The sequence below is a fragment of the Mycobacterium angelicum genome, from assembly GCF_002086155.1.
In the GTDB taxonomy this organism is placed as follows: Bacteria; Actinomycetota; Actinomycetes; order Mycobacteriales; family Mycobacteriaceae; genus Mycobacterium; species Mycobacterium angelicum.
The window spans coordinates 1-15,233 of record NZ_MVHE01000062.1; the positions used below are offsets into that span (position 1 = coordinate 1).

Annotated in this window: 9 protein-coding genes; 5 read left to right on the forward strand and 4 right to left on the reverse strand. The window is 67.5% G+C overall.

The annotated features are described in order from the left end of the window. Positions 1 to 355: 355 nt before the first annotated feature. Positions 356 to 1,966: an IS110 family RNA-guided transposase gene (locus tag BST12_RS23665; RefSeq protein ID WP_083115689.1), complete on the forward strand. Its 1,611-nt coding sequence runs from the start codon at positions 356 to 358 to the stop codon at positions 1,964 to 1,966. 150 nt (positions 1,967 to 2,116) lie between these two features. Here BST12_RS23665 and BST12_RS23670 read toward each other — a convergent pair whose 3' ends face one another. Continuing rightward, positions 2,117 to 4,720 (reverse strand): flavin-containing monooxygenase, encoded by a 2,604-nt coding sequence (locus tag BST12_RS23670; RefSeq protein ID WP_083115690.1) that lies wholly within the window; start codon positions 4,718 to 4,720, stop codon positions 2,117 to 2,119. 100 nt (positions 4,721 to 4,820) lie between these two features. Between BST12_RS23670 and BST12_RS23675 the strand changes: the two genes are divergently transcribed. From BST12_RS23675 to adhE, 4 genes are all read left to right on the forward strand, one after another. After that, the gene (locus tag BST12_RS23675) at positions 4,821 to 6,692 is read left to right on the forward strand and encodes a PE family protein (RefSeq protein ID WP_083115691.1); all 1,872 of its coding nucleotides are present in this window, start codon (positions 4,821 to 4,823) and stop codon (positions 6,690 to 6,692) included. An 89-nt stretch (positions 6,693 to 6,781) separates the two neighbouring features. Beyond that, on the forward strand, positions 6,782 to 8,167 hold the full coding sequence (locus BST12_RS34975) for a PE family protein (RefSeq protein WP_083115692.1): 1,386 nt from the start codon (positions 6,782 to 6,784) through the stop codon (positions 8,165 to 8,167). Between the two features lie 58 nt (positions 8,168 to 8,225). Beyond that, positions 8,226 to 9,152 (forward strand): LysR family transcriptional regulator, encoded by a 927-nt coding sequence (locus BST12_RS23685; protein ID WP_083115693.1) that lies wholly within the window; start codon positions 8,226 to 8,228, stop codon positions 9,150 to 9,152. 86 nt (positions 9,153 to 9,238) lie between these two features. After that, positions 9,239 to 11,860 carry a bifunctional acetaldehyde-CoA/alcohol dehydrogenase gene (gene adhE, locus BST12_RS23690; protein ID WP_083115708.1) on the forward strand — a complete coding sequence of 874 codons (2,622 nt, stop codon included), beginning with the start codon at positions 9,239 to 9,241 and terminating at the stop codon, positions 11,858 to 11,860. Here adhE and BST12_RS23695 read toward each other — a convergent pair. From BST12_RS23695 to BST12_RS23705, 3 genes are all read right to left on the reverse strand, one after another. After that, entirely contained in the window at positions 11,857 to 12,963 is a 1,107-nt protein-coding gene (locus tag BST12_RS23695; RefSeq protein ID WP_083115694.1) for a ferritin-like domain-containing protein, read from the reverse strand. The genes adhE and BST12_RS23695 overlap by 4 nt on opposite strands. 73 nt (positions 12,964 to 13,036) lie before the next feature. Then, entirely contained in the window at positions 13,037 to 13,495 is a 459-nt protein-coding gene (locus tag BST12_RS23700; RefSeq protein ID WP_139801872.1) for a hypothetical protein, read from the reverse strand. 61 nt (positions 13,496 to 13,556) lie between these two features. After that, on the reverse strand, positions 13,557 to 15,113 hold the full coding sequence (locus BST12_RS23705; RefSeq protein ID WP_083115696.1) for a hypothetical protein: 1,557 nt from the start codon (positions 15,111 to 15,113) through the stop codon (positions 13,557 to 13,559). Positions 15,114 to 15,233 lie beyond the last annotated feature (120 nt).

Genomic DNA, 15,233 nt, shown 5'->3' on the forward strand with positions numbered 1-15,233 from the left:
TGTGGTGAACGTCGACGCCGTGAGTAAGGTGCCGCCGGTGGCGGTGCACTCGCCGCAGCTACCACCGGATCGGGCAACGCGGCGGTCCTCACGCCCCGATTCTGTCGTAGGCCTCTGACATTGATGATGGAAGAGCGTTACTACGCAGGTCGTGACTCTGCCACTGACTGACGCCCTGCTGGGCTGTCCATGAATTGATTTGTCCGGCCTGCGTGGCGCGTGCCGTAGGCACGCCGGACAGGACGGACATGACCTAATCAGGAGCCTGGCCGTTCCTCATCAATGTCTTGTCTGCCCGCCCTGGCCGGTGTGTGCCCGTCACCCGATATCAGGTCAGAAGGGACACCCCACCATCATGGCAGAATCCATACTCGTCGTCGCCGGTGCCGATACGCACGCCGATACTGTCCACCTTGCCGCGGTCACCATGACCGGTGCCTCAGTAGGCGACCGGGATTTCCCGGCGACCCGCGCCGGTTACACCGCGGCGATCCGATTTCTGACCTCGCTGGGACAGGTGGAACGGATCGGGGTTGAAGGCACGGCCAGCTACGGCGTCGGCCTCACCCGGGCACTCATCGCCGCCGGTATCGAGGTCGTCGAGGTGACCCGGGCGGTCAAGTCCACCCGACGGCTCAAGGGCAAGTCCGACCCCCTCGATGCTTACAGTGCCGCCCGTACCGCGTTGGCCGGCGACGGGCTCGCCACCCCGAAAGGCGACGCCACCGCAGGCTTGCGTGCCCTGCACATCGCTCGTCGCTCGGCGGTCAAGCACCGCACGGCGGTGATCAACCAGCTCAAGGCCATGCTGGTGTCCGCGCCGGACTCGGTGCGTGAAAAGTACCGTGGCCTAACGCCATTGCGGCTGATCGAGGCAATCGTCCGCTGCCGCCCCGACAGTGGGACCGAACCGTGGGCAGCCTCGCTGCTTGTCGCGGCGAAGACACTCGCACAGCGGGTGCAGTTCCTCGAGTCCCAAGCCGCCGCGCTTGAAGCCCAGATCGACGCCTTGGTCACCGCGGCCAATCCCGGGCTGCGAGCGGCCTACGGCGTTGGTGCGGACACCGCCGCCCAGCTGTTGATCACCGCTGGGGCCAACCCGCACCGGTTGCACAGTGAAGCTGCCTTCGCAGTGCTGTGCGGCACCGCACCGGTTCCTGCGTCCTCGGGCAAGACCAACCGGCACCGGCTCTGCCGCGGCGGGTACCGCGCCGCCAACAACGCCCTGTTCCGAATTGCCCTGGTGCGCATGTCCAGCCACCGGCCGACCAAGGACTACGTACAACGACAGCAGGCCAGCCGGCGCGGTGGCGCTGGTGAGTGCCGTTGTGGCGCTGGAAGTTTCATTGGCACTCGGTATTCGTCCCGCTGCCGTGGGTTTGCAACGGATACCCGGGCAGAATTTCATTGCCCCCGCCCTGCAGGCACCCGTGCAGCCGCCGGCCGTGGCTTCGGTGCCGATGCATCTGCAGGTGCCGGCGGCCAAGCTGCCGTCAGCCAATGCCTTTGTGCCTGCTGCGCCGGTGCCCGCCGCTCCGGCAGTGGCTGTACCGGCGGTGGCTTTGCCGGATCCCGGATTACCGGTCCGGGCGTCAAGTCCGGTACTTATCCCGTTGCCGGTGGTTCCGCCGCGCGAGCCTTCTTCTCCTGTACCAATTCTGGCTCCGCCGGTTCTTCCCATACCGATCCTTCCGGTGCCGGCGCAGGCACCGGTGCCGGTGTCGCACCCGCCGACGACGGTCCCGGTGTCACACCCGCCGACGACGGTCCCGGTGTCACACCCGCCGACACATGTCCCGGTGCCCCAACCGCCGACACACGTCCCGGTGCCACACCCGCCGAGCACTGTTCCGATACAAGCACCCGCACCTGTACCCGTGACACATCCCCCGACACATGTTCCGGTGGCACCGCGGCCGGTGCAGGCTCCGAAACCGCAACCGCCCGTCAACCTTCCGGCGCCTAAGGCGCCGCCGGCCATTCCCCAGCAGCCGCGCTCGGTGACTCCGCCCGCGCATGTGCCGTCGCCCAGCCACAGCTCCGGCGGCAGCACTGGCCACGGCTCCGGCGGCGGTGGTCACAAGTAGCTGCCCTCGTTAACGCCAATCCGGGCGCATCATCCCGCCGTTTGAGCCGGCGTGGCATGAGCGACATCGGCCGCGAAGAACCCGCGCAGCGCGTCGGCGATCCGGGCTCGAAGCGGGGCCCCCGATACGACCACGTCGACCATCGTCAGCGACAAATGCGTGTGTCCGCGGGCTCGCACGTACTCGGTGGGAACCCCTGCTGCGGCAAGCGCTTCGGCGTACGCCACGCCCTCATCGCGCAACGGGTCGAAGTCCGCCGTGACGACGATCGCCGGTGGCAAGCCGGACAGATCTGGCGCGCGTAGCGGCGCGATCCTCGGGTCATCGCGAACCTCGGGATCGGCGTAGTGGTCGAAGAACCATCCCATGACGGGCGCGGTGAGACCGTAGCCATCGGCATTCTCGACATAGGAGCCGCGCGTCTGATCGGCGTCGACGACCGGCGTGATCAGCGCCTGGCCGACAATCCTCGGCCGGCCCGTCTCTTTCGCCAACTGGCAGACCACCGTGGCGATGCCCGCGCCGGCGCTCCATCCGCACACCGCGATGCGTCCGGGGACCCCGCCGAGTTCTTCGGCGTGCTCGGCGATCCACTGCACCGCCGCCCAGCCGTCCTCGACCGCAGCGGGGAAGCGATGCTCGGGCGCATGCCGGTAGTCCACCGACACAATGAGCATTCCGCTGCGCACGCACAGATCGCGGCACAACGGATCGTCCGAAACGTGGTCTCCCAGCAGCCAACCGCCGCCATGGAAGTACACGACGACCGGATGAGGGCCTTGGCCGGCCGGTCGGTAGAGGCGGTAATTCAGGATTCCCGCGGCGCCGGGCAGGGTGCCATCCACGCTTTCACCGACGTCCGGGCCGGGTGGACGCGCGAGGTTCATCTCGGTCATGAAGGCCCGCGCCTGCTCGGGCGCCATCGATTCCAATGGCGGTAGGTCCAACAACGCCATCTGTTCGAGGACCATCTGGACGTCGGGTTGCAGCCGGCGCACCACGCCGTCCTCGCACTGGGAGCCGGCGGGGCCGGATAGCCTGAACCCCAGGTAGTTTCGTGCCACCACCTCGTCGCAGGCCGCCCGGTAGAAGTCGACTCCGGCGGCGTAGGCCATGAAGGTACGGGGCTTGCCCGGTATGTTGGCGCCGACGTACCACGAATTGGCTTGCGGGAAAAGTGTTATCGACGCGGCGTCGTCCACATGCTGCATCCAGCCGGCCTCGGCGGCCTGGGTGGGTTCGATCTGGTCGAAGCCGTGGGCGCGCAGATACGTCACAGCGTCCGCGACGAAGTCGACATGCTGCTCTATCGACACCGTCATGTTCGACAGCACCGAAGGGCTGTTCGGGCCTGCGATGAAAAAGAGGTTGGGAAATCCCTCGGTGGTCAGGCCGAGGTAGGTGGACGGTCCATGAGACCACTTGTCCTTCAACATAAGTCCGTCCCGGCCGACGATGTCGACCGCCGCCACCGCGCCCGTGATCGCGTCGAAGCCGGTTGCGAACACGATGGCGTCGAACTCGAAAGATTCACCGGCCGTGTCGATTCCGGTCTCGCTAACACCGACCAACGGCTGGTCCTGCAGATTCACCAGCCGCACCTGGGGCAGGTTGAACGTGGCGTAGTAGTCGGTGTCCAGGCACAGTCGTTTCGCGCCGACCGGATACGTTGTGGGGCATAGCGCTTCCGCCGTCTGTGGATCGTGGACTATGCCGCGAATCTTGGCACGGATGAATTCGGCAAAGTCGTCGTTGGCCAACGGATTGCTCATCACGTCGCTATAGAGGTTGAGCACCTCCAGCAGTTCGCCGCGCTGCCACGCACCTTCGTACCGCTGCTGGCGCTCCTCGGCGGACACCGAGAACGCCGGGGTGATCGTGCGTTCCACCGGCACCCCGCCGAAGGAGTTGCGGGCCGCCGCACGGTAGGCGCTGTCGTCGCGCAGTTGTGCGAGCTTGTCCGGCGGAATCGGGCCGTTGTGAGCGGGGATCGAAAAGCACGGCGTGCGTTGGAACACCACCACCTGCGCTGCCTGCGCGGCGATGAGTGGAATCGATTGGATGCCCGAGGAGCCGGTGCCGACGACACCGACGCGTTTACCGGTGAAGTCGACGGGTTCGTGCGGCCAGCGGCTGGTGAAGTACACCTGGCCGGTGAAGTTCTTGATGCCGGCGATGTCGAGGTCTTTCGGTATCGACAGACAACCCGTCGCCATGACGAGGTAGCGGCAGCGAATCTCGTCGCCGCGATCGGTGCGCACGCGGTACCCGGCCGACGCGTCGTCCCAGTGCGCGTGCGTCACCCGGGTGCCGAACCGGATGTCGCGGCGAAGGTCGTGCTTGTCGGCGACGTGGTTCAGGTAACGCAGGATCTCGGGCTGCGTGGCGTACTTCTCCGACCACTGCCACTCGCGTGACCAGTCGGGATCGAAGCTGAACATGTAGTCGACGCTGGGGATGTCGACACGCGCGCCGGGATAGCGGTTCCAATACCAGGTGCCGCCAATATCGTCGGCCGTTTCGAATATCCGCATTGACTGGCCCGCGAGCCTAAATCGGTACGCGGCGTACAGACCCGCGATACCGGCGCCCACGACCACAACATCCACATCGGATCGGTTTCCATCAGGCATGTGACCATCATCGCTACCAATGTCGTCCGGCGGAAGCCATCTCAGCTCGTCAACCTCTCCGATATGCTGGGCGTCTTCGGGGGCTCGAGGATGTGCGGCGATGTCTCTTGTGGTGGCTGCTCCGGAGTTCTTGGGCGCAGCGGCAGCCGACTTGCAAAACATCGGTTCGGGACTGAGCGCGGCGAACCTCGCGGCGGCCTTTCCCACGTCGGGATTGCTCGCGGCGGGCGCCGACGAGGTTTCGGCGGCCATCGCATCGCTGTTTGCCGGACACGCCTTGACCTACCAGGTGGTCAGCGCCCAGGCCGAGGTCTTTCACCAGCAGTTCGTGCGGGCACTGGCAGCGGGCGCCGGCGCGTATACGGCCGCCGAGGCGGCCAGTGCCTCCCCCTTGCAGGGCCTGCTCGACGCGATCAATGCGCCCGTTCTAGCCGCTACCGGTCGACCGTTGATCGGCAATGGCGCCGACGCCACCACGCCGGGCGGAAATGGCGGCGACGGCGGAATTTTCTACGGCAATGGGGGTAACGGGGCCGCGGGCGGACTCGACCAGGCCGGCGGCAATGGAGGCAGCGCCGGGCTGATCGGCAACGGCGGCGCCGGTGGAACCGGCGGAGGCTCCAACGGCGCGTTCCCCGGACCCGGTGGTCACGGCGGCACCGGCGGGCTGTTGTTCGGCAATGGCGGCGCCGGGGGTGCCGGCGGTGTCGTCGGCGGCCTGGGCGGGGGCGTCGGCGGCAGTGGCGGAAACGGCGGTACGACAGGGCTTTTCGGCACCGGCGGGGCCGGCGGGGCCGGTGGCGCCGACACGGGCGGCTTCAACGGCGGCGCCGGCGGTCGCGGCGGGCACGGCGGGTTGTGGTTCGGCTCCGGCGGGGCGGGTGGTGCCGGTGGCGCCGCGGACGGCGCCCTGCAGGGTGGTGCCGGCGGTCAGGGCGGCGACGGGGGATTGTTCGGTAACGGGGGCATGGGCGGGGCCGGCGGTACGGCAAGCACCAATGGCGCCGGCGGAACGGGCGGTAACGGCGGCAACGCCGGGACGTTCGGGACCGGCGGCATGGGCGGGGCCGGCGGCGTCCCAACGGGTACCGCCCCAGGAGGCGACGGCGGTAACGGCGGGACCGGTGGCACGTTCTATGGCGACGGGGGAGCCGGCGGAGCCGGTGGTGGTTCGGCCACCAGCCCCGTCGGCGGTCACGGCGGCGCCGGCGGCGACGGGCTGTTCATCGGTTCCGGCGGCGCCGGCGGCGTTGGCGGCCAGTCCAATGGCGGCAAGAGCGGCTTCGGTGGCGACGGCGGCTCGGCCGGGCTGTTGTTCGGCCGCGGTGGAGACGGCGGGAACGGCGGGGTCGGCAACGCCACCGCAAACTTCGGCCGGGGCGGCGACGGTGGCGATGGCGCACTGATCGGTGGCGGCGGCCGGGGCGGAAATGGCGGCAGCGCAATCAATTCCGGCTTCGCCGGTGACGGCGGGACCGGCGGCGACGGCGGGGCAGTGTTCGGCAACGGCGGTGCCGGTGGAGCCGGTGGAGCCGGGGGCGGCAACAACGGCATCTTTGGCACCGCGCGCGGCGGTGACGGCGGCAACGCGTCGGGATTCATCGGCAGCGGCGGCGCCGGTGGGGCCGGCGGCATCCCCACCGCCGGCGGCTTCGGCGGCGACGGCGGCAATGGCGGCTTCAGCACCGGGTGGTTCGGCAGCGGTGGCGCTGGTGGGGCCGGGGGTGGTTCCGCTACCGCCGATGCCGGCGGTACCGGTGGCAACGGCGGTGATGCGGCGCGGTTCGGCAACGGCGGCAACGGCGGCCGCGGCGGGGACTCCCAGTTCGTCGGTAACCCCGGCGGCCGGGGCGGCGACGCACAACTGATCGGCAACGGCGGCAACGGCGGTGACGGTGGCAATCTCGCCACCGGAGGCCCAGGCGGGTCCGGCGGGCAGCTGTTCGGAAAACTCGGCGTGCCTGGCGCATAACGCGGTTGTTGCGGAGCCGATCGCGCTAGGCTCTTCCTTCTGTCTTGATTCCATAGCCTTATCAATGCAGCAGCGCGGGGGAGCTAAGCATGTCGTACGTGGTTGCGGCGCCGGAGATAGTTGCCGCTGCGGCAACGGATTTGGCGAATATCGGTTCGACGATCAGCTCGGCCAGTGCGGTCGCGGCGGCACCGACGACCGCTGTACTGGCCGCGGGCGCCGATCAGGTATCGGCGGTTATCGCGGCCTTGTTCGGTTCGCACGCCCAGGCGTATCAGGCGCTCAGCGCCCAAGCCCAGCTGTTTCATGAGCAGTTCGTGCAGCTCATGAGCGCGGGCGCGGGCACCTATGCGGCAGCAGAGGCGGCCAACGCGTCGCCGTTGCAGACCCTGGAGCAGGACGTGCTGGGTGTGGTCAACGGGCCCTCCCAGGCCGTGCTCGGACGCCCGCTGATCGGCAACGGTGCCAACGCCACGGTGGCCGGCGACAAAGGCGGCGACGCGGGGATATTGATCGGCAATGGCGGTAACGGCGCCAACGGCGCGACGACCGGCCAGGCCGGCGGGGCGGGCGGGGCTGCCGGACTGCTGTGGGGCAAGGGCGGCAGCGGCGGCAACGGCGCCAACAGTGTTACGCAGAACGGTGCCGGCGGTAACGGCGCCGGCGGCGGCCTGTTCGGCGGCGGTGGCGGCAACGGCGGCAACTCCGGCGTCGGCAGTGGGCTTTTCGCCGCTGCCGGCAACGGCGGCAACGCGGGGCTGTTCGGCGCCGGCGGCAATGGCGGGGCGTTCTCGCTGGGTAGCGGCGGTTCGGGCGTGGTCGGCGGCATCGCCGGCCACGCCGGCCTGCTGGTCGGCAATGGCGGTGCCGGCGGGGCGCTAACCGGGCAAGCCGGCGCCAACGGCGGCTTCTTGTACGGCAACGGTGGCACCGGCGGCTCGGGTATTGGCGGCATTGCCGCGCCCATCGCGGCGGGACACGGCGGCAATGCCGGGCTGATCGGCAACGGCGGTGCCGGCGCGACGGCGACGCTCAATCAAGCCGGCGGTGACGGCGGTAACGGCGGGATATTGGTCGGCAATGGCGGCGCCGGCGGCGCCGGCTCCCGCGTCACCGGACTCGTCGGCCAATCTGTAGCGGGCTTTGCCGGTGGTAACGGTGGCAACGCCATTGGCCTGTTCGGCAATGGCGGACTCGGCGGTAACGGTGGGGACGCAGCTGTAGGCGTCGGGCTTGCCCACGGCGGGACCGGCGGGGCCGGCGGCAATGGCGCGCTGTTCGGCAGCGGTGGCAGGGGCGGTGACGCCGGCGCAGGTACGCCCGGCAGTTTCGGAGTCGGTGGCGCCGGTGGCAACGCTCAGCTGATCGGCAATGGCGGCGGCGGTGGCAACGGCAACCCGGCGGGAACCGGCCATGGCGGCCCCGGCGGCAAGGCCGGGCTGCTGTTCGGGACAGCAGGTACCGTCGGCGGGTAGGCCCTTTTCGTAGCGGCGAGATACAAGTGCGCCTTGTATCTCGGCGGTACCATCAGGCGTGGCGTTAAGCGCGCGGATGCCCGATCTCTCGGCACTCGAGGTGTTGTCGGCGATCGCCAAGACCGGCAGTTTGAGCGCGGCCAGCCGGGCAGTGGGAACCAGCCAGCAGGCCGTTTCGGCGCGGCTGACCTCGATCGAGGCTCAGGTTGGCGTGCGCCTGGTCACGCGCACGCCGCGAGGCACCCTACTGACCCCAGCCGGCGAGGTCGTCGCCGAATGGGCCGAGCAGGTCCTCGACGTCGCACAGCGCGTCGACACCGGGCTCGCGTCGTTGCGCGCCGAACGTCGCAGCCAGCTCAAGGTGGCCGCCAGCCAAACGGTGGCCGAGCACTTGCTGCCCCGGTGGCTGGTGTCGCTGCAAGCCGCGGCGCAGCGACGCGGCGCCGTCGCGCCGGAGGTCACCTTCGACGCGACCGACAGCGAGGGAGCGATCGCCGCGGTGCGCGACGGGCGGGCAGAACTCGGCTTCATCGAGACACGCGCCCCACTTCGGGGGCTGCGCAGCCGCGTGATCGGACGGGATGAGCTGATCCTCGTCGTCCCGCCCGATCACAAATGGGTACGGCGCTCGGCGCCTATCACCGTGGCCGAGCTGCGCCAAACACCGCTGGTATCGCGCAAGTCGGGGTGGCGTCTGCTGCTGGGCGGCGACGAGCCGCTTGACGGCGACGAGCCGGAACCGGCCGCGCATCCACTCGAATTCGCTTCTGCCGCAGCGGTTCGCGCTGCCGTTCTGGCCGGCGCGGGTCCGGCGGTGATGAGCCGCCTGGCCGTCAGCGACGACCTCAGTCATGATCGCCTGCGCGCCGTCGCGGTCGCGGATCTGGACTTGCGACGCGACCTGAGAGCGATCTGGATGGGTGCGCGCACCCCGCCGGCGGGTGCGGCAAGGGACTTGCTGAACCACATCGCCACCAGTCGTTGACCGAAGCCCATTACGGCACGGACTTAAGTCTCTATCCGCTGCCGCGGCGCTGGCCGACCATGGCACCGGAGGTCCGAACGATGCCTATGACACAGACGACAGCTCCGGCGCCCGCGGGTACCACCGGCAACGGCGACAAGTCGGAGAACGAAACTCGCCGCCGCAATGAGATCGACGCGATCGTGGACACCGCCGCAGCCGCGGCCGCAGAATTCCGCAAGCTCGATCAGGTTCAGGTCGACCGGATCGTCGAGGCGATGGTGCGCGCCGGTCTGCGTGCTGCCGCAGAGTTGGCGGGCGTGGCGATCGAGGAGACCGGGTTCGGCGTCTTCGAGGACAAGGTCGTCAAGAACTACGTGGCGACCGAATTCCTGCACGACTATCTGCGTGACAAGAAGTCGGTGGGTGTCGTCGACGAGGACATCGAGAACAACATCGTGCACGTCGCCGAACCGATCGGCGTGGTGCTGGCGATCACCCCGGTGACCAATCCCACGTCGACGGTTCTGTTCAAGGCGATCGTGGCCGCAAAAACCCGCAATGCCATAGTGTTTCGGCCGTCACCGTATGCGGTGCGGTGCTGTGAGCGCAGCGTGGAGATCCTGCGCGCGGCGGCTGAAGAGGCCGGGATGCCGCCCGGGGCGCTGCAGGTCATCCCCGATGCCGCCCACGAGGTGACGCATTATCTGTTCAAACATCCCAAGGTCGACTTCATCTGGGTCACCGGCGGACCGAAGATCGTCGCCTTGGCCAGTGCGGCCGGGAAGCCGGGGCTTTGCGTCGGACCCGGGAACGCGCCCATCTACATCCACCAGACCGCGGACGTGCGGGGTGCCGTCGTCGACATCCTCATCTCGAAAACCTTTGACTCCTCGGTGATTTGCCCCGCGGAACAGACCTGCGTCATCGACGACGAGGTGTACGACGCGATGATCGCCGAGTTCGAGCGGATGGGGGCCCGGTTGCTCACCGCCGACGAGGCCGCCGCGATAACCGGGTTCGCGTTCGGCTGTGGCGACAAGATCTCGCTGGACGCGCTGGGTCAGAAGGCGCCGGAACTTGCTGCGCGAGCGGGCTTTTCGGTGCCGCCGACGGTCAAGGTATTGCTGGCTCCGCTGCCATCGGACCTGGCGGAGCTCGCTGCGCACCCGCTGGTGCAGGAGAAGTTGATGCCCGTGCTCGGCGTGGTCCGGGCACGCGACGTGCAACATGCCATCGACGTTGCGGTACTGGTCACCGAACACGGCGGGCTGGGCCACACCTCGGCGGTCTACGCCAACGACCAGGCGGTGATCGACGCGTACAGCGCGGCGGTGCGTACCGGGCGCATCCTGGTGAACGCGCCGACCGCCGTCGGCGCCCTCGGCGGTGTCTACAACAATCTGACCCCGACCTTCTCACTGGGATGCGGAACCTGGGGTGGGTCGAGCACCACCGAGAACGTCAACTATCGCCAGCTGCTCAACATCAAGACCGTCGCGCAACGCCGAACCCCGCCACAGTGGTTCCGGGTCCCGTCCAACACCTACTTCAACGCCGGCGCGCTGGAGAATCTGCGCGACCTCGACTGCGACACGGTCGTGGTGGTCACCGATGCGGTAAGCGATGAGCGCGGCGTGGTCGATCTGGTGCGCGGCAAACTGCGCACCCGCCACGTGCAGGTGTTCAGCGAAGTGACGCCGGAGCCGGACGAGACGACGATCCGCCGCGGCGTCGAGCTGCTGGAGCGCGTGCAACCCGAGGTCCTCATCGCCGTCGGCGGCGGTTCGGTGCTCGACGCCGGTAAGGCGATGCGGCTGTTCTACGAGCACCCGGAGAAGACGCTCGACGAATTGACCATGCCCTTCCTCGACCCCCGCAAACGGGTGGCCGACTATCCGACCGATCGGCATCGGCTCCAATTGGTCGCCATCCCAACGACTTCGGGCACGGGCTCGGAGGTATCGCCGGCGGCGGTGCTGACCGTGCACGGCAAAAAGGAGACGCTGGTCGACTACAGCCTGGTGCCCGATCTGGCCGTCATCGATCCGCTGCTGGCGTCGTCGATGCCGCCGGTGCTGACCGCGGACACCGGCATCGACGCGTTGACGCACGCGCTGGAGGCGGTGGTCTCGATTTTCGCGTCGCCCTATACCGACGCGTTGTGCGCACAGGCGGCACGGTTGATCTTCGATGCATTGCCCAGGGCGTACAGCGATCCCGACGATCTTGCCGCGCGCACCGACATGTCGAACGCGGCGACGCTGGCCGGGCTCGCCTTCTCGAATGCGTTCGTGGGTACCAACCATGCGCTGGCGCACGCCGTGGGCGCGAAGTTCGGCATCGCGCACGGGCGGGCGAACGCCATCTTCCTGCCGCATGTGCTGCGTTACAACTCCGGCCTGCCGAGCAAGTTCATGCCGGCTCCGGGCTACTCGGCTTACGTCGCCCCGGACAAGTACGCCCAGATCGGCCAGCTCATCTTCGGCGGCCGCGAACCCGAAGACTGCCGCGGCCGATTGCTGCGCGGAGTCGAGGAGTTGCTGGGCCGGGTCGACATGCCGCGGTCACTCGAGGAAATCGGGATCGACGAAGACGAGTTCACCGCCGCCCTGCCGGGATTGGCGATGACCGCGTTCGAGGACCTCAGCAACCGGACCAACCCGCGGATGCCGCTCGTCAGCGAGATCACCGAGCTGCTGCGGCTGGGGTACTACGGAATCTCCTAGCTGGCGGCGGCGCCGGCGGCGATCACCTGATCGACTTCGACGGCTCGGGCGGCCATCTCGGCATGTGCCTTGTCCAGCGCGTCGGCTTGATCTTCATCGGCCTTCATGAACGCCTCGATGTCGAAACCGGCCATGTCGAGCACACCCATGTCGCGGAAGGCCGTCTGCACCTTGTCGCCCCACAACCCGATGTCCTTGACGATCGGCACGATGCGGCTGAACAGGTGCGAGCGGAACTGGATCATCAGCGGTGACGTGTCGACCCACTCGGCACACGCTTGGACGTCCATGCCGAGGGTCTCGAAAACCTCCTCGCCGCGGAACCGGTCGCGCATCAGGTAGCAGGCGTCCACGACGAACTCTTCCCGCTCGTCGCGCTCGGCCGCCGTCAGCGCGGAGTAGTAATCCTTCAACGAGATTCGGCCGAAGGCGACGTGGCGGGCCTCGTCTTGCATGACGTAGGCCAGCACATGCTTGGCCAGCGAGTCCGGCGCCGCCATGTCACGCAGCACCCCGAAGGCGGCCAGTGCGAGGCCTTCGATGAGGACCTGCATGCCGAGGTAGGGCATGTCCCAGCGCGAGTCGCGCAGGGTGTCGTCCAGCAGTGTGGTCAGGTGCTTGTTGATCGGGTAGACCACGTCGACCTTGTCCTGCAGGAACCGCGAGAACGCCTCGACGTGGCGGGCTTCGTCCATGGTCTGGGTGGCTGCGTAGAACTTCGCGTCCAGGTCCGGGACGACCTCGACGATCTTGGCCGCGCACACCATCGCCCCCTGCTCCCCGTGCAGGAACTGCGAGAACTGCCACGCCTGGAAGTGCTGACGCATCTCGGCGCGCCGCTTCTCGTCCGCGCTGTCCCACATGGGGCTGCCGAACAGCGGATGGAACTCGTCGGGCAGCCCGATCGGGTTCATGGGATCGACGTCTTGGGTCCAGTCGATGCGCGACTGGGCGTCCCACTGCTTGTCCTTTCCCTTCTGGTACAGCGAGAGAAGCCGGGCGCGGCCCTCGTCGTACTCCCAGGTGAAGCGCGCGTCGCCGGCGCTGGGGACCGCCCGCGAGTACGGGGTGGGAATTTCCGTGTACTTGTCCCTGGTGGTCATGAGCTGCCTCCCTGCCCGGCGTGACCAGTGGTCATATGACTAGTATCACAGTGCACCGTGTGCGGCAGTGCCGTCAAGGGCTGACTTGGTGGCACCAGCGCCTGGTCGCAGGCGCCAGCACGAGGACCAAGGTGACGATCGGGAACATGAAGAAAACGACCGTCATCACGATGCCGGGTTCCGACGGCGGGCGGAACGTGTCCACGTCCATTTGGTGGGGCAGGTATTTCCAGTCCTTGGCCAGCGTGATGCTGATCGCGACCTTTGCCACGTCGAGCGCGATGACCACGGTGCACGCGATTGCGATCATCGTTATGCCGCGCGGGCGACGGCGCTGCAGTTTGATCGCGCCGATCAACAGCAGCACCGCCAGAACAATCTGGACCCCGCCGGATGCAAAGCTCCACGGCGCAAACCAGTTCGGGTAGGTGCCCGCATATTGGGAGCCTCGATGACCCAGCACTTCGACAATGCCGAAGAAGGCAAGCAGGGGCACCAGGAGGTGTGCGGCCGCACCGAGGAAGCTCAGCACTGACGCCGCGGTAGCCGTGCGCCCGGAGTTGCCCGGCGGCCGTTGTCTATCCATCGGCGACCTACATCGGTTGACCCGTTGCTGGATCGATCCGATATATCACTTCCCGGTGCAGCGGTCCAGACTCGATCACCGCGACTGGTGTCTTGCAGGTCCGCATGGTCATGTGCGGCGCCAGGGGGGAACTGAGCAAAGGGTTGGGTTCCTGCAATGCGTGACAGCTGCCATGGTCGGCACCGTCGGAGACCCAGGCAACGTAGTAGTTGACGTGGTAGTCGCGGAAGACCTGGGCCAGGGGCTGGCGTTGCCGGATTCGGTCGGTGAACTCATGCGACATGGCCAGGCCCTCGAGCTGGACGATGGGCTGCTTCACCAGCCAGCCCGGCGTGCCCGCCTGATCGCCCATGGCATACACGCCGGGATGCGTGACGGAAAAGGCTTGCAGTCGCCGGGCTGCGTTGACGGTATGTGCTCGTATCGGGTCCAGCATGAGTGAACAGCCAATCCACAGGACCCCGAAAAGAAGGGCTACCGCAACCGCCGGAACGCCGACGCGTCGACGCAATTCCTGCCGCCGCAGACCTACCACCAGCAGGCTGACCAGCAACCCCAGCGACATCACGGCGAAGTAGATGTACCAGACGAACATGATCCAGCCGCTCAGCACCGCCTGAGCAGCGAACTGCAGCAGCACTGCGACCGGCACGGCCATGGCGAGCTTGCGGTTGTCCGCATTGGGATTGCGCCACAGCAATGCGATGAGAGCCACCGCCACCCCGGCCACAGCGGTTGCCAACGCGATGCCCAGCGTTGGGTTGGGAAATACGAGGAAGTACAGGTTGGGCGGTAGATAGAGGCGGAGCGTCTTGGCCGCCATCGACGTGGTGGCGAGGTGACCGAACGCCCACAGGTTGATCGCCGGATACAGATACAGCGGTGCCGTGCCTGCGGCAAATGTCATGAGCCGCTTGGCATCCCAGCGCGGCACGACGGCTACCGCCAGTCCGCATAGCAGCACTGCGGCGTCAAGCCGCGACAGTAGGAGAAGCGCCGAAAGCAGTCCCACCACAGCGGCTTCCCGCACGGTTCGTTCGGCCAGCGGCTTGCTGCTCAGGTAGACCAACAACAACGCCGCGACGAACACCGTCAACGATGTCTCGAGGCCCATGCGCCCGAGCCGGGCAAGTGGGAGGGCGGCTGTGGCCGCCCCTGCCGTGGCGGCCAATCGGTCACCGGTGACGCGCCGAAGGAAACGTTCGAACAGGAAGTAGAACCCGATCATCAGCGCCGTCACACTGAGGGCCAGCGCGCCGAAAAAGATTTTGCCGTCGCCGGCGATCGAGTAAAGAAATGCAATCCACAGAAACCACAGCGGGTGATAACAATTGGTGGGTTCACCCGGAAAATATGTCGAGCCGGCGCCGTTGACCCAATGCTCTGCCGGCACCAGGTAGTAGAAGAAGTCGTCGCATACGACCGAGGCGACGTCGGCCGTCCAAATGACTGGCCAGAGGCATACGAAGGCGATAAGTGCAGGCACGGCCATGCCCAGCGCGCGCACGATCTTGTCCTGTAGGCCAGCCCTGGTGGTCGCCATACCGTCAGTGGCCGCGACCATATTGCCTCCTTTGGTCGCGGCGATAATGCGTGCGACTATCCCCAATTGCGGGCAGAGCATAACGCAGGCCGGCACTTGCCAAAAATGGTGTTTTAGCGCCTTTTCAGCTGATTGGCCAAC

What these genes read in the sequence shown, in the direction of transcription:
- BST12_RS34975 (WP_083115692.1), top strand. Translation starts at nt 6,782, where the DNA reads ATGTCGTACGTGGTTGCGGCGCCGGAGATAGTTGCCGCTGCGGCAACG.
- BST12_RS23665 (WP_083115689.1), top strand. Translation starts at nt 356, where the DNA reads ATGGCAGAATCCATACTCGTCGTCGCCGGTGCCGATACGCACGCCGAT.
- adhE (WP_083115708.1), top strand. Translation starts at nt 9,239, where the DNA reads ATGACACAGACGACAGCTCCGGCGCCCGCGGGTACCACCGGCAACGGC.
- BST12_RS23670 (WP_083115690.1), bottom strand. Translation starts at nt 4,720, where the DNA reads ATGCCTGATGGAAACCGATCCGATGTGGATGTTGTGGTCGTGGGCGCC.
- BST12_RS23675 (WP_083115691.1), top strand. Translation starts at nt 4,821, where the DNA reads ATGTCTCTTGTGGTGGCTGCTCCGGAGTTCTTGGGCGCAGCGGCAGCC.
- BST12_RS23705 (WP_083115696.1), bottom strand. Translation starts at nt 15,113, where the DNA reads ATGGTCGCGGCCACTGACGGTATGGCGACCACCAGGGCTGGCCTACAG.
- BST12_RS23695 (WP_083115694.1), bottom strand. Translation starts at nt 12,963, where the DNA reads ATGACCACCAGGGACAAGTACACGGAAATTCCCACCCCGTACTCGCGG.